The sequence below is a fragment of the Pseudofrankia saprophytica genome (assembly GCF_000235425.2).
Classification (GTDB): domain Bacteria; phylum Actinomycetota; class Actinomycetes; order Frankiales; family Frankiaceae; genus Pseudofrankia; species Pseudofrankia saprophytica.
This window is the reverse complement of sequence record NZ_KI912266.1, coordinates 4,388,720-4,411,150: the sequence shown is the minus strand read 5'-3', so window position 1 is coordinate 4,411,150 and position 22,431 is coordinate 4,388,720. Positions and strand designations below refer to the sequence as shown.

The following is a 22,431-nucleotide window of genomic DNA, read 5'->3' as shown; positions in this document are numbered from 1 at the left end:
CGCCGCCCGCGCGGCCGGCGTCACCGTCTCCGGCAGCAGCAGCACCCCGAGCGCCGCCAGGACGAGCAGCGCGAGGTCGACGACGAACGTCAGCCGCAGCGGGTGCTCACCGAACCGGGCGACCAGGCCGGCCACCACCGGCCCGCAGCCCAGACCACCGATGTTCGCGACCGTGGCGACCAGCGCGGCGCGCCCGGCCCTCCCCGGCGCGGCGAGGTCGACGATGGTGGCGGTCGCGGTGCCGGTGAAGATCCCGGCGGACAGGCCGGACAGCAGCCGGCCGGCGAGCAGCTCCGGCAGCCCGCCCGCGAGCAGGAACACCACCGCGCTCGCCGCCGAGGCCACCAGGCCCGGCAGCAGCACCGCGCGGCGCCCGACCCGGTCGGACAGCCGGCCGAACAGCAACAGCGCCGCGATCACCCCTATCGCGTAGGTGGCGAAGATGACCGTCACCATCAGCTGCGAGAAGCCGAACTCGGCCCGGTAGGCGGGGTACAGCGGCGTCGGCAGCGTGGTGCCCGCCATCGTCACCACGAACGCGTAGGCCGCCACGGCGAGCCCGGCCGCCCGGCCCAGTGCCACCCGCCGGTCTCCACCGCCGACCGCCCGCCAGGCGGACGCCCGCCCGTCGGTCAGCACGGACGGGGACGGGGACGGCACATTGCTGGCGGCGCGCACCTCACGGACAATGCCCGCTCACCGCTCCCCCGTTCCCCGCCCACGCCGTGACGACCACCACCATGGAACCGGCGAGCCCAGGCGCTGACCGGCCGCGGCCGCCCTGCGCCCAGGTCCCTCCCGGACCGGGGCCGATCCCCGGCACCGGACGGCGGGACGTGTCGGGACGTTGTGACGCGCCCCCGTGGCGCCGGGGTGAACGGCGCCCGGCAGGATGTCGGGCGTGGTCATCCCCATCCACGACATCAACCCGCTCAGCCGCCGGCCTGTCATCACCTGGCTGCTCATCGCGGTCAACGTGCTGGTCTTCGTGCTGCTCACCCCCGTCGCCACCGCGGTGATGGGGCTGCACCGGGACGGGCAGGCCGCCAGCGTCTGCGAGCAGCGCCGGTTCTTCGAGGAGTGGGGGGCCATCCCGAAGGAGCTGCTGGGCGGCAGGCAGCTGCCGGCGGCCGACACCGGTGACCTGCAGCTGCGGCCCGACGGGACCACCGGCTGCCAGATCGCCAGCCCACCGCCGTTCCACAAGAACCCGGTGCTGTCCGTGCTGACGTCGATGTTCCTGCACGGAAGCTGGCTGCACCTGCTTGGCAACATGCTGTTCCTCGGGGTGTTCGGCAACAACATCGAGGACCGGATGGGCAGGCTTACCTACCTGCTCTTCTACCTGGCCTGCGGGTTTGTCGCCGCCTACGGCTTCTCCCTCGCCCAACCCGACTCGCAGAACACGCTTATCGGCGCTTCCGGCGCTATCGCCGGCGTGCTCGGCGCCTACCTGGTGCTGTTCCCCCAGGCCCGGGTGATCGGCCTGATACCGGTCCTGTTCTTCATCCCGTTCTGGCTACCGGCCTGGATCGTGCTCGGGTTCTGGTTCGTACTTCAGTACCTGTACTTCACCGGAATCGGCGTCTCCTCCGGCGGCGGGGTCGCCTACGGCGCGCACGTGGTCGGCTTCGTGTTCGGCGCGCTGGCCGTGCTGCCGTTCGTCCGCCGGCTGCGCGCCGCCGGGCCACACCCCCGCCGGCACGCGCCGCGCGCCCGCTGGGTTCGCGACACCGGCTGGTGACCCCCAGGCCGGCCCTGTCCGGCCCGCCGCGGTGTGAGGGGGCTCGCCGGTAATCCGATGGCTTCCGCGCCGCCGGTCAGGCAGGGTGGGACCGGCCAGGGGACCACGCGACGGGCGGCGCATGCCCGTCGGTCCGCGCCCCGGCAGCCGGGCGTGCGCCGCGGGGTCAGCCGCGGGCGGTCGCCGGCAGCTGTTGGCGGTGTTGGCGGCTCGGGAGTCCTCTGTTGGCCAGTGTCTACCGGCAGGCGTTCGCGACCCCGGGCGCCGCCCGCTTCGTGCCCGCCGCGTTCGTCGGCCGGCTGCCGATCTCCATGGTCGGGATCGGGATCGTCCTCTACGTCCAGCATGTGACCGGCTCCTACGGCGTCGGCGGCACGGTCGTCGCCGCCGGCACGATCGGCGAGGCGGTGCTCGCCGCCCGGCTCGGGCGCGCGCTCGACCGGTTCGGCCAGGCCCGGGTGCTGCTGTGGTGCCTGGCCGGCCATCTGGTGGGCCTGGTCGGTCTGCTCCTCAGCGTCGGCCTCGGCGCGCCCCGCCCGCTCTGGTACGTCGCCGGGGCGCTGACCGGCGGCCTGTTCCCGCCGCTGGGCGCCTGCGTGCGGACCCGCTGGAGCCACCGGCTGGGCGGCTCGCGGTTGCTGGGGACCGCGTTCGCGCTGGAGGCCGCGCTCGACGAGGTGATCTTCATCTGTGGGCCGGTGCTCGTCACCTGGCTGGTGACCGGGGTGACGCCGGCGTCGGGGCTTGCCGTCTCCGGCGTGCTGGTGACGGTCGGGACGCTGGCGCTGGCCGCGCAGCGCGGCAGCGATCCCGGGCCACGGCCGAGCGCGGCCGGCCTGCCCAGGCCGCGGGTGTTCCGCGACCCCGCGGTGCGGGCGCTGCTCCTCGTCACCTTCTCCGTCGGGGTGTCCTTCGGCGGGGTCGACCTCTCCTCGGTCGCGTACGGCCGGGCGGCCGGGCTCGGTGCCCTGTCCGGTTTCACCCTCGCGCTGTTCGCGTTCGGCTCGGGCCTGAGCTCGCTGCTGTACGGGGCCCGGGCGAGCGCGAGTGGCCCGACCCGGCGCTTCCTGGTCGCCGCCGCGCTGATGTCGGTGGCGATGTGGCTGCCGCTCGCCGCGCCGAACCCGGCGGTGCTGCTGCCGTTGCTGGTGCTCGCCGGCGCCACCGCCTCGCCGACGCTGATCAGCGCCAACGCGCTGATGGAGCGGCTCATGCCGCCGGAGGCGCGGACCGAGGGCTTCGCCTGGCTGCAGGTCGCGCTGGTGGCCGGCATCTCCGCCGGGGCGCCCCTGGCCGGCGCCCTCATCGACCGGCACGGCCCGAGAGCCGGGTTCGCCGTCGTCGCCGGCGCGGGCGTGATGATCGGCCTGGCGGTGCTGAGCGCCCGCCGGGCCCTGCCGGGCAGCGCGGTGACGCCGTCCGCCGGCCCGCCGAGCACCGCGGCGGGACTGGCGCCGGCCGGGGAGACCGTCGAGGAGCCGGGCGGCCCGCCCGCCACCGAGGCGGCCGCGGCCGACCGGGGGTAACGGGTGCCGGCCAGGCTCGCCGGCAGGTCGCCCAGAAGATACACATAGGACATGCACCAACCCTGGCATCGCGGTGCGCGAGCGGCGGTTCTCCACTGCCGGTATGCGACGGGAGGCCAAGAGCCAGCGAATCGGCGAGGACGTCGCACAGTGCCGTCGAATAATCACCCGGGACGAATTACCTGACCTCACGGGCCCTTGCGTGCCAGTAGGCATCCCTGCTGGCGGCCCGGTCGGTCCAGGTCAGTGAACTCCCGCGTTATACTCTCGCTGCATCACGTGACACAGCGCGTGACACAGAGAGTCTTCAACGACAGCGGGTCTGGCGGGGTCAACGGTGTCAGAGGTATCAGCGGACATTCCCGCATCGGCGAGTGCCCGGAGCAAAGCCGCGGACTTTCCCGCGGGTCTGACCGGGGCACCGGCGGTGGCCACCGGCGAGCCCGCACCGCCTCCCGGCCGCACGATCCGTATTTTCCTGCTCGACGACCATGAGGTCGTCCGGCGCGGCCTGCGGGACCTGCTGTCCGAGGAGCCGGACATCGAGATCGTCGGCGAGGCCGGCCGCGCCGACGAGGCCCTTGAGCAGATCATGGCGCTTCGTCCGGACGTCGCCGTCCTCGACGCCCGGCTGCAGGACGGCAGCGGCATCGAGGTCTGCCGCCAGGTCCGCTCCAACGACTCCACCATCGCCTGCCTGATCCTGACGTCGTTCGACGACGAGGACGCCCTGTTCACCGCGATCATGGCCGGCGCCGCCGGGTACGTGCTCAAGCAGATCCGCGGCGCGGCGCTCGTCGACGCCGTCCGCCGCGTCGCCGCCGGCCAGTCGCTGCTCGACCCCGAGGTCACCCCCCGGGTCCTCTACCGGCTGCGGCAGGGCCCGGCCGAGGACGAACGCCTCGCGGGCCTCACCGACCAGGAACGGCGCATTCTCGCCCTCATCGCCGAGGGACTCACCAACCGTCAGATCGCCAACCGCATGTACCTCGCGGAGAAGACGGTCAAGAACTACGTCTCGAGCATGCTGTCCAAGCTCGGCCTCGAGAGCCGCACCCAGGCCGCCGTCTTCGCCACCAAGCTGGGAACGTAGGGCACTCGGGACACAGGCCGGCCGTCCCGCGCGGGCGCTACGGGCGGGGAAGGCTCGGCGGGGTGGGGGCGGCGGCCCAGTCGGGCGGTGACTCCCGGCCCAGCGTGGGGACCTGCCAGCGGACCCGGGTCCCGACACCACCCAGACCAGGGCCGAAGTCCAGGTGACCGCCCAGGTCCATGGCCCGGCGGCGCAGGTTCGCCAGGCCGCTGGTGACGGTCGCGCCGCCAGGCCCGACGCCGTCGTCCTGGACCTCGACCACCACGAGGTCGTCGCCGGCCCGGACCAGCACCCGCACCCGGGTCGCCCGCGAGTGCCGGGCGATGTTCGACAGCGCCTCGCGCAACGCCGCGAGCAGATGCGGATGGATCACGACCGGCACCCGCTCGACCGGCCCCTCGACCCGCACCGCCGGGCGCAGCCCGAGCGAGTGCTCGGCCTGGCCGACGATCCGGTCGATCTCGGCCCGCAGGTGGGCGCCGTCCGGGGTCGGCGAGGTCAGCGAGAAGATCGTGTGCCGCAGCTCCGAGATGGTCTGGTCGAGCTCGGCGACCGCGCCGGCGACCCGGGCGGCGACCGGCGGCGGCACCGAGCGCGCTAGCCCCTGCAGCGACAGGCCGGTGGCGAACAGCCGCTGGATGACGACGTCGTGCAGGTCGCGGGCGATGCGGTCGCGGTCCTCGAAGACGGCCAGGCGCTCCCGGTCACGCTGCAGCCGGGTCAGCTCCAGGGTGAGCGCCGCCTGCCCGGCGAAGGCGGTCGCCATCTCCAGGTCCAGCGCGCTGAACGGCGCGACGCCGCCCACCCGGCCCAGCGGCGCACCCACCGAGGCCGACACCCCGGGGGCCGCGCCCGCCGACGCCTGGACGCCGAGCAGCAGGCCGCCGACCGGCCGGCCCGCCGCGGCCATCGGTACCACCATCACGCACGACAGCGCGAGCCCGTCGGCCGCGTCCCCGAGCAGGTCACCAAGGTCGTCGGCGCACACGACCTGGGCGTGACCGGCCCGCATCGCCTCGACCAGCTGGCTGCGGTCCATCGGCAGCGACCGGCCGCGCAGCGCCTGCGCCCCCGGCCCGTCGGCGTTCGTCACCACGAACCCGGTCCTGGCGTCCGGCAGCACGATCGCCGCCAGACACGCCGAGGTGACCTGGCGGGCGCGGCGGGCGACCAGGTCGAGCGCGGCCCACGGCTCGTCGACCGACACCAGCGCCGCGGAGATCTCACCGCTGGCCGTGTGCCAGGCCTGCTGGCGGCGGGCCTCGTCGCGCAGCCGGGCGTTCTCGACCGCGATCCCGACCGCCGCCGCCAGCGCCGTCACCAGCTCCTCGTCCGCCCGCGTGAACGAGCCGCCGCCGCGCTTGCCACCGAGGAAGAAACCGCCGAACGCGACCCCGCGCACGGCGATCTGCACGCCCAGGAACGTGTCGAACGCCGGATCGTCCGTCGCGAGCCCCATCGCCTCGGGCCTGCGGGCGACATCGTCGACCCGCAGCGTCCAGGTCTCCCGCAGCGCCTTGCCGAGCAGCTCGTGCCCGGCCGGCAGGCAGCCGATGCTGGCCGCGTCCTGCGACTCGACGCCCGCCTGCACGAGGTCGGTGATCCGCCCGTCAGCCCCGAGGACGCCGATCGCGCCGTACTCGGCGTCGGCGAGCCGGCAGGCGGCCTCGACGGCGCGGCGCAGCGTCGCCGGCAGGCTCGGCTCCTGGGCGGCGGCGACGACCACGTCGACCAGGCCCCGCATCCGCCCCTGCCCGGCGAGCGCGTCGTCGACCCGGTCGCCGAGCCGGGACAGCATCCGCTCTATCCGCTCCTCGAGCGGGGCGCCCGGCTCGGCGTGGACCGCCTGGCCGGTCCGCGGCGGCGGGGCGGCGGCCTCACCGACGCCCGGCGAGGTGGCGGGGACGGCCGGGCCGGGGGGCGACGCGGCGTCGCGCGCCGCGGCCTCAGGCCTGTCCTGGGTGGGCAGCGACGACCGCGCCGCGCCGAGCGGCCGCGTCGCGGCGGACGACGCCGACGGTGGAACCCGCGCATGGCCGGCCTCACTGGTCACCGCCAGCACCTCCTACCGCCTCGCCGGCCCGCGCCCGTGCCGGCGAACCGCTTTCGCGGTGACGACGATCAGCCGCCCCGAGCTGCACAATACGACGCCCGCCCGGGTCGAAAGTCCCGCCCACCACGACAGACCGCTACCAACGCGTTCCCTAGGGCCGCGATGCCACTTCTGACCTACCCGAAAGGGGCAAAGCGTGGCGGAAAGGTGACGAACAGCCGGCACGACAGTGATCTGCCCGGTTCCGCCGGTCCGGACGGCGCAACAGGGTCGTCAGCGCGGAGCAGGGTCGTCAGCATCGTTGACTATCTTGCGGGGCGCGGTCCAGATCGGCGACGGCGGGCGGCCGGGGCGGATACCATCGGCGCATGGCAGTCGTCCTCCTGCTGCACAGCGACCGCGTCACCGATCTGGGTCGGCTGGCGAGCGGCATGTGTACCGAGGCGGCCGTCCCCGCCCGCTGACCTCCGGTCGGCTTCCGGACAGCCGACGGCGTCCGCCTGGAGGGGCGAGCCGCGCACCGACGACCCGGCCGTCCGCCGCCGGCAGCCGGGTGAACGGCTCACGCACCGCGCGCCCCCGCGCCCTGCCGGCCTTCGGCCTCGCCTCAGCCCGTGCCGCGAGCGCCGGTGAGAGCCATCGGAGCATCGCCGCCGCGGTGCGACCGGACCCGGCCCGGACGGGAGCGCACGCCTCGCGATCTTCCAGCGGCACGCCGCGCGCCATTTCCCATCTTCCCGATCGGAAATAGCTGACAACCGGGAGTGCCCGCCAGGGCCCGGACGCGCCGACGCCGCCGGCGCGTCGCTCCCGGCGCCGGCCCAGGTGGCTCGCCGCCAGCCGTTCCCGCCGCCCACCCGACTCTCCTGACCCACGCGCGCGTCGCGCGCGCCGCACCCGCTGGAGTCTCACGTGCCACTCGTCCATCCCGCGATCCTCGGCCTGACGACGGCGTCCGCGACCCGCGAGACCGACCATCCCTGGCAGACCGGGCCCGCGCCGGCCACCGCCCGACCACGACGGGACTGGACGGCGCCCGGCGATCCGTCCGCGGACCTGCTACCGGCCGGTCTCCTGCCGGCGGGCCTCGGCGCCGCCGTGCTGCGCGACGACGACACGCCGCTCGGCCACGCCGCGCTGGGTGACCTCGCCGGGCGCCTCGCCGCCGCGAGCTGGCTGTGGCGGCCGATCGTGCGCCACGACCCTCAGCGGCGCTGGTACACCCGGCTGCTGCTGACCGGCGCCGTCGAGGTGTGGCTGATCGGGTGGGCACCCGGCCAGCACACCGCCGTGCACGACCACGGCGGTGCGCTGGGCGCGCTCGCGGTTGCCGACGGCGCCGTCGAGGAGGACATCCACGACCTGCGCCGGGAGTCCTGGCACCGGCGCGAGACCCACCGCTACACCCGCGGCCAGGTCGTCAGGTTCGGCGCCGACCACGTCCACCAGATCGTCAACCGCGGCGACGTCGCGGCCACCACCGTGCACGCCTACTCCCCACCGGAGCTTCCGCTGCGCTACGAGCCCGCCGGCTCCACCCGGATCCCGACCTCCGCCCTGCTCCAGCCGGCCGTGGCGGCCGTCGCCGCGGCGGCGGTGGCCCCGTGACCGCCGCCGCGGCCGGCCACGGCACCGGCCACGGCAGCCGGGTCGACGCCATGCTGGCCCGCGCCCGCGCGCAGCTGCGCCGGCTCGACCCGCCCGCCGCCGCGGCGGCCGTCGCCGACGGGGCGCTGCTCGTCGACATCCGTCCCGCCGCGCAGCGCGCCGCCGAGGGCGAGATCCCCGCCGCCCTCGTCATCGAGCGCAACGTGCTCGAATGGCGGCTCGACCCGACGAGCGACGCCCGGCTGCCCGTCGCCACCGGAGACGACCTGCGCGTGATCGTGATCTGCTCGGAGGGCTACACCTCGAGCCTGGCCGCGGCCTCGCTGCGGGAGCTGGGCCTGCACCGCGCCACCGACGTCGTCGGCGGCTACCACGCCTGGGCCGCCGCCGGCCTGCCCACCGTCGCGCCGGCCGAGCCCGGCTGACCGACCGGCCCGCCGGCCGGCTCGACGCCGGTCACGGCGAGCCGCACGCCACCGGCGAACCGCGCCGCCCACCGACGCCCGGACAGCGGCTGGACACCGTCCGGCGGCCGCCTCGCCCTGCCTCGTCCGTACTCTGGCCGCCTCGGCGACCGGCTCCGGACACGTCCCCGAAACGAGCCTGCTAGCGGGCCTGGCCCGCAGTACGGCACCGGATGCCATTATCCGGAATGGGGGGTGATTTCAAGGGGGCTCGGACCGCTGTGGTACTACGCACACTTCGATGCGGCGGGCGGCCTCCGCCGGGCCGGTGACCGCGCGCACCGAGCACGAAACACGGCGGCGCTCGCCCGCCGAACATCCCCCGCGGCCGGCCCGCGCTCCGGGTACCACCCCGCGCACCGACGCCTCGGCCGTGCGCGGTCGCCGCGCCGAAGTGCCTGCACAGCAGGGGTTTCAGCACCCGAGACGGAGTCGGTGCAGCGGCCGGGCGAGGGGGTCTGACCCTCGTTCGCCGGGGGACCACCCGTCCATCCGGAGGGGTGCGATCCGGGCCCGCAAGGCCCGACAGACGAACATCAAGAGGCCTCTCGGGTATTCGGACGTCCGCGTTCCGGAACCCTTGCTATCCGGTCGAGAGACGTCTACGTTTCCCCGTTAACGAGACGAGACGGGTTCGTTTCCACGCAGCGGGGCACCGGTCATAGACCGGGCCACACACCCCGGACCTGCACGGATCGCCCGGGGGCTACTCGGCTCACCCTGGTCGGACCGTCCATTGGCGCGCCCTTTTCGGGCAGCTTCGACGGTCCCCCGCACGCCTGTCCGCATTGCACTCGCAGGAGACGGTATGCCCAGTCAGCCCACCGTGCTACTCATCAGTAACCCGGTTGTCCTGCCCCGCACGGAGTGCGTCCTTCCGGAGGGAGCCCGATGAGCGCCGGCGTCCCTGTCCTTCCCGGTCGTGACCTGCCGCCCCAGCCGTTCGGCCCGGGCTGGCCCGCCTACTGGCGGCAGGACGCCGCCTGCCGCGACGGCGACCCGGACGCGTTCTTCCCGCCGGACGGCCGCAACACCAAGGCCCGCGCCGCCGCCGAGACCCGCGCCCGCAAGATCTGCTCGACCTGTGCCGTACGCCGGCCGTGCCTGGCCACCGCCATCTTCCGCCAGGAGGAGCACGGCGTGTGGGGCGGGCTGACCTCGGACCAGCGCGCCAACCTCATCCCCCGCGGCCGGATCTCCGCCGAGGAGGCCCTCGTGATCGCCGACCGGCTGCTGCCCGTGGTCACCGTCGCCGGCTGACCGCTCGACACCCTCGGCGCGACGACCGTCGGCACGAGGACCAGCACCACGCCACCATCAGCACCACCGCTCGCTGGCCCGGCGGCTGCAACCAGCCGGCACCCCCAGACCCCCGGAGGCGATGCCCCGGGAGGTAGGACCGGCCACGCCGCGACATGGCGGGCCAGCCGGCGGCACCGCACCTCGCGTCGTCACCAGGCGGGGTATCCGCGCCCACCGGCGTGGGTACCCCGCTTTCGTGTCCTGCGCGTTCGGAATAGCCTTGTCTGGGCCGAACGCACTCGTCCGCCGGGTCGGCGGCCCCCGTGGCGACGGCGTCCACGGCAATGATCCGTCACCACGCGCGAGGAGGACCCGTGTCCGGTGACGCCCCGGGCGTCCCCAGCCGCTCCCCTCGCCAGGCATTGCGCTTGGCCGGTGGACCGGTGGCCAGGTGGTGACCGGCGGCCGGCGGCTGATGCTGCTGCGCCACGCCAAGTCCGACTGGGCCGACGCGGAGACCGCCGACGCCGAGCGGCCGCTGTCCCGCGACGGCCGGGAGGCCTGCAAGCTCGTCGCCGAGCACGTCAGCGTCGAGCGGCTCGCCCCCGACCTGATCCTGTGCTCGTCGGCGCTGCGCACCCGCCAGACCCTGCAGCGGCTGGCGTCCGCTCTCCCGCCCGAGGTTCCCGTCCTCACCGAGGACCGGCTCTACCTCGCCGGGCCGGACGAGCTGCTCGCCCGGCTGCGCGAGGTCGACGACGGCGTGCCGAGCCTCCTGCTCGTCGGGCACAACCCGGGTATCCACGCGCTGGCCGTGGGCCTGCTCCCGCCGGCCGACCGGGTGAAGATCCCCACCTTCCCGACCGGCGCCCTGGCCGTGCTGGACCTGGGCACCCGGCGGTGGGCCGAGCTCGGCCCGGCCAGCACTCGCTTCGACTCCTTCGTCACCCCGCGCAGCCTGCGCCACGCCCTCTAGCCGCCCACGGCCGCCGTCCCCGCCTCCTCGCCGGGCCCTGAGCCCGCGGCCGTCAGTACGCCTGGTCCGTTCAGTAGGCCTGGTCCATGATGCGGGAGGCGAGGGCGATGGCCCCGCCCGCGACCAGCGCCACCCCGGTCACGATCCACAGCGCCATCGAGTGGCTCGCCAGCGCGAACACGCCCACCGCGAACCCGACGATGATCAGTGAGACGGCGATCCAGGAACCGATGTTGGCCCGGTGATGCCCAGCCCGGCCGCCGGCCCGCCGGCCCGCCGGCCGGTCCTCCTGGCGTGTCGCCGGACCCGCCTGCTCCTCGGTACCCCGCATCGTTCCCACCATCGCCACCGACCCCCAAGTCACCTGAGACCTGCCAACCGGCCACCGCCGGGCGACCCGCGCTCCAGGTCATGGTTCCCCACTCGCCGTCCGCTGGCACCTGCCCGGCGGTCGCAGCCGCCCTGTCCTTCCGACCCGACCCGACCGCGCCGGACCAGGCAGGACAGGCGGACGGGCCCAACGGACGGACCGGGGCAGGGACGTACCGCCGGATGCGCGCCCCCGGTCCGGGCGAGACCGGGGGCGCGCACGGGCGGGGGCGGATCAGGCGAAGCCGGCGACGCGGCGCAGGTCGGTGAGCTGGTCGCTCAGCCAGCGCGCCACGTCGTGGGTGCGGACCTGCTCCGCCGCCGCCGCCAGCCGGCGGTGACGCTCCTCCAGCGGCATGGTCAGCGCCGTGTAGAAGGCGTCGGCCATCTGCTGGATGTCGAACGGGTGCAGGGTCACGGCGAACTCGCCGAGCTCCTCGTGCGCGCCCGCCGTCTCCGACAGCGCCAGCACCCCGCCACGCCGGTTGACGACAGCCACCTCCTTCGCGACCAGGTTCATCCCGTCCGCGATCGCGTTGACGACCAGCACGTCGCAGATCGAGTACGCGGCGACCGCGAGCGGGAAGTCCTCCACCATCCGCAGGTCGATCGGCTGGCGGCCTTCCTTGGTGTACTTCGCGTTGATCTCGGCGACGACCCCGCCGATCAGCGCGATGTAGTCGGCGTACTCGGGCACGTCGGTGCGGCTCGGTTGCAACAGCGCCAGGAAGCTGACCTTGCCGACCAGCTCCGGGTGCTGCTCGAGAAGCGTGCCGAACGCGAGGAAACCGCGCACCACGTTCTTGCTCGGGTCCGTCCGGTCGACCCGCAGCATCAGCTGCCGGTCCTCGTCGAGGAAGATGTAGCGCAACATGGCCACATGGGCGTTGACCTGCTCGCTGGCGAGCGTCGCGTCCAGCGCCGCCGGGTCCACCGAGATCGGGTAGTAGCGGGCACGCACCGTCCGGTCACCAACAGTGATCGTCAGGGCGTCGAGGTCGGCCGGCAGGCCGAGAAGTTCACTCGCGCACAGCACGAAGTTGCGGGCGTAACGGCGGGTGTGGAAGCCGACTACGTCGCTGCCGAGCAGGCCCGTCAGCAGCCGTTCCCGGATGCCCGCGGGCAGCACCCGCCACTCGTCCGGCCCCGGCCACGGGATGTGCACGAAATGGGTGAGCACGACGTCGGGGCACTGCTGGCGGACGTGCTCGGCCACCAGGTAGAAGTGGTAGTCCTGCAGCAGTACGAGCGCCTTGCCGCCACGGGCTCGCACCTCGTCGGCGACCGCGTCGGCGTAGACCCGGTTGACGGCGGCGTAACCGTTCTCGAAGGCGTCGTGCTCCGCCTGCGTCAGCACCGGGGACAGTGAGCGGCCGTAGAGGCCGTGCTGGACGAACCACAGGATCGGGTTCGACCAGACCGAGTAGAAGTCCGCGTAGGCGGCCGGGTCGGTGACGACCACCCGCACCTTTATCGCCGGGCCGTCGGGCTCGCCCTCCCCGAGGCGGGGATCGAGCAGGTGCGGGATGGGGTGGGTCTGCACGACCAGCGCCTGGCCGGCCGACTCCCTGGCGACCGCGACGTCCTCGTCGGTCGCCGCCCCGCAGACCCAGACCGCGTCCTCGAGATGTTCGGCGAGGCCCGCCAGCGCGGAGACCAGTCCGCCCGCGCCCCGGTTGACGGTACGGCCTGAGGCGTCCCGGTCGAAGGTGACCGGGCCTCGGTTCGACAACAGCACCAGCGGCAGGTCAAGCACATCGATGTGCGCCACGTAAGGAGGCCCTCCTGGTGGTCTCTGTTCAGTTCCGCTTCTTCGGCATGAGGGAGCACGGTGGTTCCTGCCCGTGCCCCGGCGGCCCTCGGGTGGCGGTCCCGCCTGCCCTGGGCCTCGAAAAATCCCGGATATGCCGAAAGAGGCGCGATCTGGTTGGTCGCGCCCCGGACGCCTTCCCGGGAGCCCCGGCCGGGAAAGGCCGTGTCCTGTCAGGTACCCGTCCTTCCTCCCTCCGGTGAGTGACCTCGCCGCGCGCTCGCGCTGCCCAGGCGTCAGGCCTCGTCCGGTGCCGCGCGAGGTACTCGGTGTCAGGTCCACACGACCCGGGACCGACGGACGGCCCGGGCATGTTCGTACGACGAACACTCGACCGCACGGGTGTCGATTCGGACTGTAGCCAGATCCCGGCGTGGGGTGCACCGGGTTGCGACCCCGCTAGCCGGTTGTTACCCAACCCTTCACGCGGTTACTACCACCGTCCGACCCCCACCCCGCGATCCCCTGTGGCACAGGCGACATTCGGGTGCGCCACGCGCCGGCGGGCGTGTCGGACCGGATGGGGCGCTCGGCGCGACCGCGCCTAGAGGCTGTCGCGATAGTCGCGCACTTCCTGGACGGCGGAGCCGAGCGCGGCGAGCGAGTTCGCCAGCGTGTCCCGGGTGTCGACTAGGGCGCTGGTGAGCAGCTCGACCGCGTGGTGCTCACTGCCGTCCGTCGCGGCGATCACCATCGCCTGGGCCTCCTCGAGCAGCGTCAGCGCGCCCTCGAGCTGGCCTGCGACCTCCTCCGCCCGCCGGAACGCCTCGTCCAGCTGCGCCTTGACCTCAGCGATCGAGCCTGACACCCCATGCCCCGTTCCTCCCGGCCCCCGCCTGCCTGTCCCCCGCCCAGCCGTCGGGCAGGCCGGTCACCGACGCTCCCCGCCGCGGCGCCGGCCAACTCCGCGTCGGCTAGCGGCGCCGCCCCGCGCCCCCGCCGGGGGCCGGCTGCTCGGGCTTCGACGCTCCGAAACCCAGACCGAACCGGACCGCCGCGGCCAGCGACGCGAGCGACAAAATGATCGACGCGGGCGCGGTCGGCGCCACCCGCGCCGTCGCCAGAACCACCGCGCCGGCGACCCCGGCCGACAGCAGCGCCGAGCGCACCGCCGCCTTCGCCCCGCCGTCGGTCGACACGCTCACGAGCGCGGCGCCGGCGATGATCCCCGCCGCCAGGCAGGGCAGCCCGTCCGTGTCGAGGAACAGCCGCGCCGCGGCGGCGAGCAGGCCGACCAGCACGCACGTCCCCGCGGTCACCAGACCCACGGACAGGCTCGAGGAGGCGCGCTGCACGCCGCGCAGCTCCGCGGCCGTGGCCAGCGCCCGCATCCACAGCCGGCGGGCCTGCTCGACCTCGGCGGCGACGTCCAGGCGCCCGTCCTCGTCCTCGCCGCCCGTCGGCACGGATGTCGCCGCCATGCCGCTGCCCGCGGAGCCGCCGCGCCGGCCTGGCTGGGGCGCGGGCGGGCGGGCGCGGCGGTCCAGGCCATGGCGGGCGCCCCGCGACGATGACGAGCGCCGGCCGTCCCCCTCGTCGCCGAGACCGATGCCGGGAAGCGCCCCGGCCGCAGGAAGCGCCCCGGTGGCCGGTGAGCTGGCACGCACCTGGTCCAGATCGTCGACGCCGAACGGCGCGAGCGACTCGGCGACCTGCCCCCACACCCTGCGGACCTGGACACGGATGCCGGCCGCGGCGTCCCGGTAGCTCTCGGCGAGGGCCCCCACCTCCTCCTGGCCTGCCCGCAGCAGCGCCTCCCGCTCCCCGCGGGCGCGGTCCTCGTCGGCGAGCAGGTCGGCGAACCGGCGGGCCGCGACCCGCGGGTCGAGCAGCTCCTGCCCGCCACCGCCGCCCGGCCAGCCGGCCGGGCCAGCCGGACCGGTGGGCTGGCCCTGGTAGGACGCCGCCGGGCCGGCGGGGGCCGCCACCGGCCGCGGGACCGCGGGCAGAGCCGGCAGCAGCGCTCCCGAACCGCCGGCCGGCTGGTCGCCCGTTCCAGTGGGCACGGCGTGTCCCGCCCCCGCGCCACGCCCCTCGTCGCCGCCGATGGAGGCGGCCGCGGCGGCGTCGACGAGACCGTGGCCCGCGAGGCTGTAGTCGAGGTCGGCCGGGTCGAGGTCGGCCGCGGCCGGGCGGCGGCGGGCGCCCAGCGGGCGAGCGGGCGAGCGGGGCGCACGGGCGGCGGGGGCAGCGTCGTCGAGGTCGACGTCGGGGAACCACGGGACGATCCGGTCATGGTCAGCCACTGGCCCCGCTCCCTCCTAGCTCGCCCGCCGCGCCGAACGCGCCCGCCGGGTCCTTCGCCGCGCCGAACGCGCGGGCAGCGTCGTCGCCATCCCCCACATCCAGCGGGGCAAACGGGACGACGGTGAGCGGCTCGGCGCGCGCGTGCCGATCGAACAGCACCCCCCGGTTCGCCGCCGTCCCCGCGGCGACCGAGCGGTGCCCGGCCAGGGCGAACAGGTCGCTGCCCGGAACCCCGACCGCCACCCAGGCGGCGACGTCGTCACGGTGGCCGGGTCCCAGGTCGTCGAGCAGTCGCGACGGGCCCCGCCACCAGCCGAGCACGTGAACGCGCACCGACGGGCCGCGCCGGGTCACCAGCCGCAGATCGTCGAGCCCGGTGCGCCGCCCGGAGCCGCTGGACGCCTCCAGCGCCGCCCGGGCGGCGTCCGCCGCGAACAGGACCAGCAGCCGCAGCGGGTAGCCGCCACGCGCCTCGTCGGCAAGTCCCGAGCCCTCGCGGCGGGCCACCTCGGCGGCGGTCTCGGTGACGACGCCGGCGAGCCCCGTCATCCCGGTCACGGTCACCGCCGTCCCGGCGGCGCGCAGCACCGCGGCCAGGTCGTCGACCGCCCCGAGGGCCTCGTGGCTCGCCGCGACCAGGTCGACGCGCAGCCCGCCGGGACCCGCCTGGGCGGCGACGCTGCGCACCGCGGCCTGCAGCACGCCGACCGCCTCCCGGCGCAGCGGGCCGAGAACCGCGAGGTTGCGGCCCGGCTGGGCCGACAGCCGCACCCCGACGGCCGGGGGCGCCAGGTCCAGCGGGGCACCCACGAGCGCCACCGGGTCGGCCGGCGCCGCCGGGCCCAGTGCCGGGGCCGGGGCGCGCAGCGCGGCGAACGCCGGGTTCGCGTCCAGCAGCGCGGGGGCGTGGCCGACGAAGACCCGCGGCGGGCGCGGCTCGTCGACGGTCGCGGCGAGCGCCTTCGCCAGCCGCGGGCGAAGCACGGCGAGCGTGTCGACGTCGGGCCGCGCCACCCGGATCAGCTCGTTGCCGGCCGGATGCCCGTTGCGCCGGTTGACGACCGCCTGGCCGACGCCGGACAACGCGCCAGCGGCCTCGTTGCTCGTCGACAGCAGCACCCGAGACTCGCTGATCGAGGTGCGCAGCGCCACCCGCAACGCGAACTGGCCGAAGATCGACCCGCGCTTGCCGGCGGTCGCGTCCAGCGCGTCGATACCCGACAGCGTCTGGCTGGCCAGCAACAGGTGGATGCCATAGGCGCGGCCCTGGCGGGCGATCGCTTCGAGGTGCGCGATCGCCTCACGCGCGACGGCGTCCAGTGGGGTGAGCATCACCTGGAACTCGTCGACGACGACGAGGAGCCGCGGCCAGGCGCCCCGGCCGGGGGGAGTGCGAAAATCTCCTTCCTTCGCACTCCCCCCGGCCGCTGAGGGCTGCCGGTCGTTCGCGCGCAGGCCGCGCAGGTCCCGGGCACCGGCGGCGCGCATCGCCACCGCCCGCCGGGACATCTCGCCGCGGACGTGGCGCAGCACCGCGACGCCGAATTCCCGGTCGCTGTCCATCCCGACCGTCTCGGCGTGCGGAAGGAAGAACGGATCCCGCTCGCGCGGCCCGAACTGGGCGAACTCCAGACCCTCCTTGAAGTCCAGCAGGTGCATGCGCAGCTGGTCCGGGCCATAGCGGGCGGCCAGCCCGTAGATGATCGTGAGCAGCAGGGTGGACTTACCCGCGCCCGCCTGCCCGCCTACCAGGCCGTGCACGGTGTCGTCGTCGAAGCCAAGCAGGCAGGGGCCGTCGGCGCCGAACCCGACCGGCACCGAGATCCCCGCCGCACTGTCGTGCTCCCACAGCCCGTCGGGCAGCAGCGCGCCGAGCCCGGGCGCCCGGGCGGCCGCGTCGGCGGCCGCCGCGGCGACCGAGCCCGCGACCGCGGCGACCACGTCGGCCGGCGGCGCGGCGTCGAGCGCGCAGTCCAGGCCGGGCGCGAGCGAGCAGCGCCACCGCGCGGGGGCGGCCGCGAGCAGCGCCACCTCGTTCGGCAGCGGGCCGGCGGCCGGCCGGCCGGTGGGGGCCGCGTCGGGCTCGTCCGGCTCGGTCACCGCGACCACGTGCACGCCGCACGCCGGCCCCTGCGCGGCAAGGCCCAGCAGCGACCGGGACGCCTCGTCGGGCAGCGACGGCCAGGCCAGCAGCACCAGCACCCGCCACGGCTCGGACCGCGGCAGCCCGGCGTCCTCCCGCTCGCGCAGCGTCGCGAACGAGCCGCCGAGCCGGTCGACGGTCACCCGCCCGACGTGGCCGGACAGGTCGGCCAGCGCCGCCTCCAGCGCGGAACGGGTGGTCAGCGTCGGGCCGACGACGCCGGCCGCGCGCAGCGGCGCGAACCCGGCGATCCCGGCACCCAGCTCGAACGGGTCGTAGACGGTGAGCTCCACCCGCCCCGGCGGCACCGACGCCAGCACCCGGGTCAGCAGCCCGCGCACCAGGTCGACCGCCTCGGCGCGCCGCGCCCGGGGAGCGGTGATCCGCAGGTTGCCGGCGTCGAGCAGCGGCACCGCCAACGGCACGGCCCGGGTCCCCGCCGGCGCCAGCACCCGCCCGACCCGCCACAGCCCCGGCCGGAACCGCCCCGCGGCGCCGGCCGCCGGGTCCCGGGAACCCTCGGCGGCGGGGGTGCTGAAGGCCGACCACGCCGAGGTGCCCCAGCCCGCGCTCGCCAGACCTCGGGCCTGCGCGTACACCAGCTCGGTCGCCTCGGTGAACACCGCCCCGAGCCCCGTCCGGTCACCTGCGCCCTCGGCCCCGGCGCCGCCCGCGGGTGCGCCGGCGAGCCGGTCGGCCTGCCGGTCCAACCGGTCGGCGACGGCAAGCGCCCCGGCCAGCGAGGACTGGACGGCCTCCGCGAGCGTGCGTGCCCGCCGGCTGCCCGACACCGCAAACCTCCCCGCTCCGCCGATGGCGTGACGTAGACGACGCGGCGCCGGTGCCGACTCGGACGGCAGCCGCCATAGTGGCTACCAACGTCAACACTCACGCTAGCCCACAAAGGCCGGACGTCCGTGACCCTTTGCCGGACTCCGGCCGTGACTCCTTTGCCGGACAGCGCGGCCGGCGCCGTCTGGACCGTATCGAAAAGCGCCGCGATGTGACCGAGCGGCCGCCCCCTTCCCCGTGTCCCAGCGTCTACCTCTCCCGTCGGGGACGAGGCACCCCCGGGGCCGAGGGGCGGGGGCGCAACCGGCCAGTATGGAACGAACAAGACGGGCGTGCGGGCGGCGGCACCCGGTGCCGGCAGGGCCACCGGGCCGGTGGCCGGGCCTGTGAAGGAGGACGGGCGTGGACGAGGCGGGCGAGGCCGGCGACGCGGGCGCGGAGCGGCCGGTCGCGGTGATCGACGTGGACGGTGTGGTCGCCGACGTCCGGCACCGGCTCGGCTTCCTGCGCCAACGCCCGGGCGACTGGAACGCGTTCTTCGCCGCCGCGACGGCCGACCCCCCACTGCCGCAGGGCGTCGAACTGGTCCTGGGTCTCGCCGCCGACCACGACGTGGTGTGGCTCACCGGCCGGCCGGAGCGGTCGCGCGCCGACACCGAAAGCTGGCTCGCCGCCCACGGACTGCCGATCGCGACGTTGCGGATGCGCCCCGACAACGACCGCCGCTCGGCCCGGGTCTTCAAGCGCGCCGAGCTGCGCCGCCTCGCGCGGACCCGCCGCGTCGCCGTGGTCGTCGACGACGACCCGGCCGTGGTCACCCTCCTGCTGGACGACGGCTGGCCCGTCGTCCACGCCGACTGGCTGCCCTACGAGGACACCCTCAAGAACGCCCAGGAGGTCGAGGGCCGCACCTAGGCGCCCGCACCCATCCGCCCCTTTGGTGCTCCCGGGGACCACGGCCTCCGGGCGTGCGAAGGAAGATCATTTTCGCACGCCCTTTGGCTCTCTAGGCGGAGCTGCGGCGGGCCCGGCGGCCGGCGAGCTCGTCGCCAGGGTGGCTGGCCGGGGGCTGGCCGGGACGCTCGCAGGGCAGCGAGGCGAGCTGGCCGCGCATGTCCTGCACCGCCCGGCCGACGGCGATCGCGAACACCCCCTGGCCGCCGCGGACCAGGTCGACGACCTGATCGTCGGAGGTGCACTCGTAGACCGTCGAGCCGTCGCTGATGAGCGTCAGCTCGGCGAGGTCGTCGACGCCGCGGGTGCGGACGTGCTCGGCGGCGGAGCGGATGTTCTGCAGGGACACGCCGGCCTCGAGCAGCTTGCGCACCACCCGAAGAACGAGGATGTCGCGGAACGAGTAGAGGCGCTGGCTGCCGGACCCGGTCGCGCCGCGCACGCTCGGCACCACCAGCCCGGTCCTCGCCCAGTAGTCCAGCTGCCGGTAGGTGATGCCGGCAGCGGCGCAGGCGGTCGGGCCCCGGTAGCCGACGTCGTCACCGGGCGGCCCGGGCAGCTCGTCCGGGAAGAGCTCACCCTGCTCGATCATTGCCGTCCCGTTCCCGGTCGCCACGCCCCCGACCTCTCACTCGTGCCTCCAGTGGGAACCGGACGGCCACACGGCCGGCGGACGTCGCCGCGACGGCGCCGAAGGTGGCGGGCCAGGTACATGTCCGCGCCTCCTCTGGCCGCCAGCCCTCGGCGGGCGCCGGCCGCTCTCGGCGCGCCTGGCCGGCGCACCGCCTGAGTGACCCGGCCTCCCCCGCGGCGCGGTCACCTCGTCCCGGCCGCCAGACCGGTCCCCCCAATCGGACAGGCGGCACCCGAGCTCGGCGCGGACCTCCCGACCGTAGGAGCGCCGCGCCGTCCCTTCAACGATCCAGTTCGGCGTGTCTCCCGTCCAGCCGACAGAACTCACCTACCGGACGGGCCAACCACAAACGCCCACCATCTGCCGCGCAAACCATCGCAAGCGGCGCACAACGCCTTCAGCCTCGCCCAAGCTTCTCCCAACCGGATTTTCAGACTACGCCAGCAATCCGCTCGGCACCGCCCAAACGCGGTCGACCCCCACCCGCCGATGGCCGGCAGACCGGACGGCGGTGGCGGAACCGGCCCCGGACATGCGTCGGCCCCGGCCGCGATCGACGCGGCCGGGGCCGACGGAGACGACGGAGACGACGAACGTCCCGCTCCGAACCGGAGCAGCCGGGCTAGGAACCAGGGCTGTTGAAGTCCTCCGGGGAGATCGTGTCGAGGAACTCGCGGAACTTCTCGAGCTCGCTCTCCTGCTCCTGTTCCTGCTCTTCGGGCACGGTGATCCCAGCCTCGGCGAGCACCGCCTCGACGCCGTAGACCGGCGCGCCCATCCGCATCGCCAGCGCGATCGCGTCCGACGGACGGGCGGAGACCTCGACGCCGTTGGCGAACCGCAGGGTGGCGAAGAACACGCCGTCCTGCAGGTCGGTGATGGTCACCTGGGAGAGCTCCGTCTGCAGCGCCCGCAGCACGTCCCGCATCAGGTCGTGGGTCATCGGGCGCGCGGTCGTGATCCCCTCCTGGGCGAAGGCGATCGCCGTCGCCTCGACAGCACCGATCCAGATCGGCAGATACCGCTCACCGCCGACCTCCTTGAGCAGGACGATCGGCTGCTTCGAAGGAAGCTCGACTCGCACGCCGACGATGTCCAGCCGATGCACCGATCTACCTCCTCGCGCGGGTGACCCCGGGAGACACCCCGTCGACCCCGCCTCGCCCGGACGGCCACCCCACCGCTGGGCCCCGACCATCCACCTCAGAGCAGTGAGCCTGAACAGCGCCGGGCCCGGAAACCCCACTCTGGAGACAGTATCTCCGCGGCGACCCACCCGTCAGCGCGCCCGTGAGTTCCATGGGTCCCGAAGGGGCCGCGACCACCCCCGCCGGTCGCGCCTCTGTCAGCTGCGGGAGCCGAGGCGGGCGCGCAGGAGGGCGGCGTGCAGCCGGACCAGGAGCAGGGCGAGCTCGTCGACAGAGTCGCGGGGCAGGTCGTCGGCGTCCGGAGCGGCTCCGGCGCTACGCGGAGCGCGCAGGGGCGCGACGGCGGCCTCGATGAGGCCGGCCTCCCGGTCGGCGGCGGCGCGGGCGGCCCGCAGATGGCGGGCCTGCACGCCGTGCGCGGCGAGCAGGCCGACGGTGCGGGCGACGACCAGCGCGTCCGCGTCGTAGTAACCGCCGCCGGAGACGGCCCGCAGCAGGCCGTGCCGCTCGAGCTCGGCCAGTGCCTCCTCGTCGAGACCGCTGGCGGCGAGCAGCTCGCGGCGCGACATCCGGACCCGCTCGGCGCCGAGCAGCACGTCCAGGCCGGTCGCCGGCGGCGTCGCGGGAACCGCGCGCGGGCCTGGCGGCGGCGCGGTCGGCACCTCGCCGCGGTCCATCGCCGCCAGCTCGTCCTTGATCACCCGGAGCGGCAGGTAGCGCTCACGCTGGGCGTGCAGGACGTACCCGAGCCGGGCGACGTCGGCGGCCGAGTACTTGCGGTAGTTCGAGCTGGTCCTGGCCGGCTCGACCAGGCCCTCGGCCTCGAGATAGCGGATCTTGGACAGGGTGATGTCCGGATAGTCGACCCGCAGCCGGTCAAGCACCTCGCCGATGTTGAGGACCTTGGCGCTGTGCCGGGCATCCGCCTCGGCGTCGGGCACCGGGCGGCCAGAATGGCGCCCGGGCCGGCCAACGCGGGACTGGCCTGGGCCGAGGCTGCCCGGAGCCGGCGCCGCGATCGCGGCCGCCGCCGACAGTCGCGCGCTCACCGCGGTCCCCCCGCCCTCACAACGGACCACCCCCCGAGTAGGGGGACCCGGTCAGGAACACCAGCCGGAACTTGCCGATCTGCACCTCGTCCCCGCTGGTGAGGTCGGCGGAGTCGATCCGCTCCCGGTTCAGGTAGGTGCCGTTGAGACTGCCGACGTCACGGACCGTGAAGCCCTTGGTGTACGGCGAGCGCAGGAACTCCGCGTGCCGGCGGGAGACGGTCACGTCGTCGAGGAAGATGTCGCTCTCCGGGTGCCGGCCGGCCGTGGTCAGGTCCGCGTCCAGCAGGAAGCGGCTGCCCGCGTTCGGGCCCCGTTTGACGACGAGGAGCGCAGAGCCGGGCGGTAGCGCGTCCACCGCGGCCACCGCGTCCCGTTCGTTGGCCTCGTCGGAGTGGTCGCCGTCGACGCGGTGCAGGGCGGCGGTCGCCAGGTTCAGGCTGGACGTCTGGTCCCCCGGTCGCTCAGGCGCCACCGGCTCGCCCGGGCGTACCAGGGGTGACCCGCACCGCGCGCAATAAAGCGCGTCGGGCGGGTTGTGCTGTCCGCACTTCGTGCAGAACACCGTCGCGTCCGCCT

At 75.0% G+C, this 22,431-nt stretch carries 19 protein-coding genes; 8 read left to right on the top strand and 11 right to left on the bottom strand.

Annotated elements, in window-relative coordinates; genetic code table 11:
* Window positions 1-678: MFS transporter (locus FRCN3DRAFT_RS45115; protein ID WP_007520344.1), on the bottom strand; the 678-nt coding region annotated here is incomplete at its 3' end.
* A 223-nt stretch (window positions 679-901) separates the two neighbouring features.
* On the opposite strand from FRCN3DRAFT_RS45115, the gene FRCN3DRAFT_RS0218410 reads away from it, so the two are divergent.
* The 3 genes from FRCN3DRAFT_RS0218410 (at window position 902) to FRCN3DRAFT_RS0218400 (ending at window position 4,363) form a co-directional block, all read left to right on the top strand.
* The gene (locus FRCN3DRAFT_RS0218410) at window positions 902-1,744 is read left to right on the top strand and encodes a rhomboid family intramembrane serine protease (RefSeq protein ID WP_007520346.1); all 843 of its coding nucleotides are present in this window, start codon (window positions 902-904) and stop codon (window positions 1,742-1,744) included.
* 224 nt (window positions 1,745-1,968) lie between these two features.
* A complete protein-coding gene (locus tag FRCN3DRAFT_RS0218405; protein WP_007520347.1) occupies window positions 1,969-3,270 on the top strand; it encodes an MFS transporter in 1,302 nt (433 codons plus the stop codon).
* A 427-nt stretch (window positions 3,271-3,697) separates the two neighbouring features.
* Window positions 3,698-4,363, top strand: coding sequence for a response regulator (locus FRCN3DRAFT_RS0218400; RefSeq protein WP_051466299.1), 666 nt, complete (start codon window positions 3,698-3,700; stop codon window positions 4,361-4,363).
* A gap of 37 nt (window positions 4,364-4,400) precedes the next feature.
* Here the strand turns inward: FRCN3DRAFT_RS0218400 and FRCN3DRAFT_RS0218395 are convergent, their stop codons facing one another.
* Window positions 4,401-6,416 carry a GAF domain-containing sensor histidine kinase gene (locus tag FRCN3DRAFT_RS0218395; RefSeq protein WP_027140719.1) on the bottom strand — a complete coding sequence of 672 codons (2,016 nt, stop codon included), beginning with the start codon at window positions 6,414-6,416 and terminating at the stop codon, window positions 4,401-4,403.
* 912 nt (window positions 6,417-7,328) lie between these two features.
* On the opposite strand from FRCN3DRAFT_RS0218395, the gene FRCN3DRAFT_RS45110 reads away from it, so the two are divergent.
* From FRCN3DRAFT_RS45110 to FRCN3DRAFT_RS0218370, 4 genes are all read left to right on the top strand, one after another.
* Window positions 7,329-8,024, top strand: coding sequence for a cysteine dioxygenase (locus FRCN3DRAFT_RS45110; RefSeq protein WP_007520034.1), 696 nt, complete (start codon window positions 7,329-7,331; stop codon window positions 8,022-8,024).
* Between the two features lie 50 nt (window positions 8,025-8,074).
* Window positions 8,075-8,449 carry a rhodanese-like domain-containing protein gene (locus FRCN3DRAFT_RS0218380; RefSeq protein WP_027140718.1) on the top strand — a complete coding sequence of 125 codons (375 nt, stop codon included), beginning with the start codon at window positions 8,075-8,077 and terminating at the stop codon, window positions 8,447-8,449.
* Window positions 8,450-9,379: 930 nt separating this feature from the next.
* Entirely contained in the window at window positions 9,380-9,748 is a 369-nt protein-coding gene (locus FRCN3DRAFT_RS0218375) for a WhiB family transcriptional regulator (protein WP_007520038.1), read from the top strand.
* A gap of 457 nt (window positions 9,749-10,205) precedes the next feature.
* Window positions 10,206-10,706, top strand: a complete 501-nt coding sequence (locus FRCN3DRAFT_RS0218370; RefSeq protein WP_035928443.1) for a SixA phosphatase family protein — start codon at window positions 10,206-10,208, stop codon at window positions 10,704-10,706.
* Between the two features lie 70 nt (window positions 10,707-10,776).
* Here FRCN3DRAFT_RS0218370 and FRCN3DRAFT_RS45105 read toward each other — a convergent pair whose 3' ends face one another.
* The 5 genes from FRCN3DRAFT_RS45105 to FRCN3DRAFT_RS45095 all read right to left on the bottom strand — a co-directional run bounded on the left by FRCN3DRAFT_RS45105 (window position 10,777) and on the right by FRCN3DRAFT_RS45095 (window position 18,066).
* Window positions 10,777-11,037, bottom strand: coding sequence for a hypothetical protein (locus FRCN3DRAFT_RS45105; RefSeq protein ID WP_035924904.1), 261 nt, complete (start codon window positions 11,035-11,037; stop codon window positions 10,777-10,779).
* A gap of 273 nt (window positions 11,038-11,310) precedes the next feature.
* A complete protein-coding gene (locus FRCN3DRAFT_RS0218360) occupies window positions 11,311-12,846 on the bottom strand; it encodes an alpha,alpha-trehalose-phosphate synthase (UDP-forming) (RefSeq protein ID WP_007520044.1) in 1,536 nt (511 codons plus the stop codon).
* Between the two features lie 583 nt (window positions 12,847-13,429).
* Complete coding sequence (locus FRCN3DRAFT_RS0218355; protein WP_007520046.1) at window positions 13,430-13,693, bottom strand: hypothetical protein; 264 nt, start codon at window positions 13,691-13,693, stop codon at window positions 13,430-13,432.
* A gap of 106 nt (window positions 13,694-13,799) precedes the next feature.
* Window positions 13,800-15,131, bottom strand: a complete 1,332-nt coding sequence (locus FRCN3DRAFT_RS45100; RefSeq protein ID WP_007520047.1) for a hypothetical protein — start codon at window positions 15,129-15,131, stop codon at window positions 13,800-13,802.
* The gene (locus FRCN3DRAFT_RS45095; RefSeq protein ID WP_083401468.1) at window positions 15,124-18,066 is read right to left on the bottom strand and encodes an FtsK/SpoIIIE domain-containing protein; all 2,943 of its coding nucleotides are present in this window, start codon (window positions 18,064-18,066) and stop codon (window positions 15,124-15,126) included. The genes FRCN3DRAFT_RS45100 and FRCN3DRAFT_RS45095 overlap by 8 nt, the downstream gene beginning before the upstream one ends.
* 403 nt (window positions 18,067-18,469) lie before the next feature.
* Here FRCN3DRAFT_RS45095 and FRCN3DRAFT_RS0218340 point away from each other — a divergent pair, with 403 nt between their 5' ends.
* Window positions 18,470-18,982, top strand: coding sequence for a phosphatase domain-containing protein (locus tag FRCN3DRAFT_RS0218340; protein WP_007520281.1), 513 nt, complete (start codon window positions 18,470-18,472; stop codon window positions 18,980-18,982).
* 91 nt (window positions 18,983-19,073) lie between these two features.
* Here the strand turns inward: FRCN3DRAFT_RS0218340 and FRCN3DRAFT_RS0218335 are convergent, their stop codons facing one another.
* The 4 genes from FRCN3DRAFT_RS0218335 to FRCN3DRAFT_RS0218320 form a co-directional block, all read right to left on the bottom strand.
* A complete protein-coding gene (locus FRCN3DRAFT_RS0218335; protein ID WP_051466298.1) occupies window positions 19,074-19,613 on the bottom strand; it encodes a MerR family transcriptional regulator in 540 nt (179 codons plus the stop codon).
* Window positions 19,614-20,277: 664 nt separating this feature from the next.
* A complete protein-coding gene (locus FRCN3DRAFT_RS0218330; RefSeq protein ID WP_007520277.1) occupies window positions 20,278-20,763 on the bottom strand; it encodes a bifunctional nuclease family protein in 486 nt (161 codons plus the stop codon).
* A 237-nt stretch (window positions 20,764-21,000) separates the two neighbouring features.
* Window positions 21,001-21,852 carry a transcriptional regulator FtsR gene (gene ftsR, locus FRCN3DRAFT_RS0218325; RefSeq protein WP_007520275.1) on the bottom strand — a complete coding sequence of 284 codons (852 nt, stop codon included), beginning with the start codon at window positions 21,850-21,852 and terminating at the stop codon, window positions 21,001-21,003.
* A 16-nt stretch (window positions 21,853-21,868) separates the two neighbouring features.
* Entirely contained in the window at window positions 21,869-22,417 is a 549-nt protein-coding gene (locus FRCN3DRAFT_RS0218320; RefSeq protein ID WP_007520273.1) for an FHA domain-containing protein, read from the bottom strand.
* Between the last annotated feature and the right edge of the window lie 14 nt (window positions 22,418-22,431).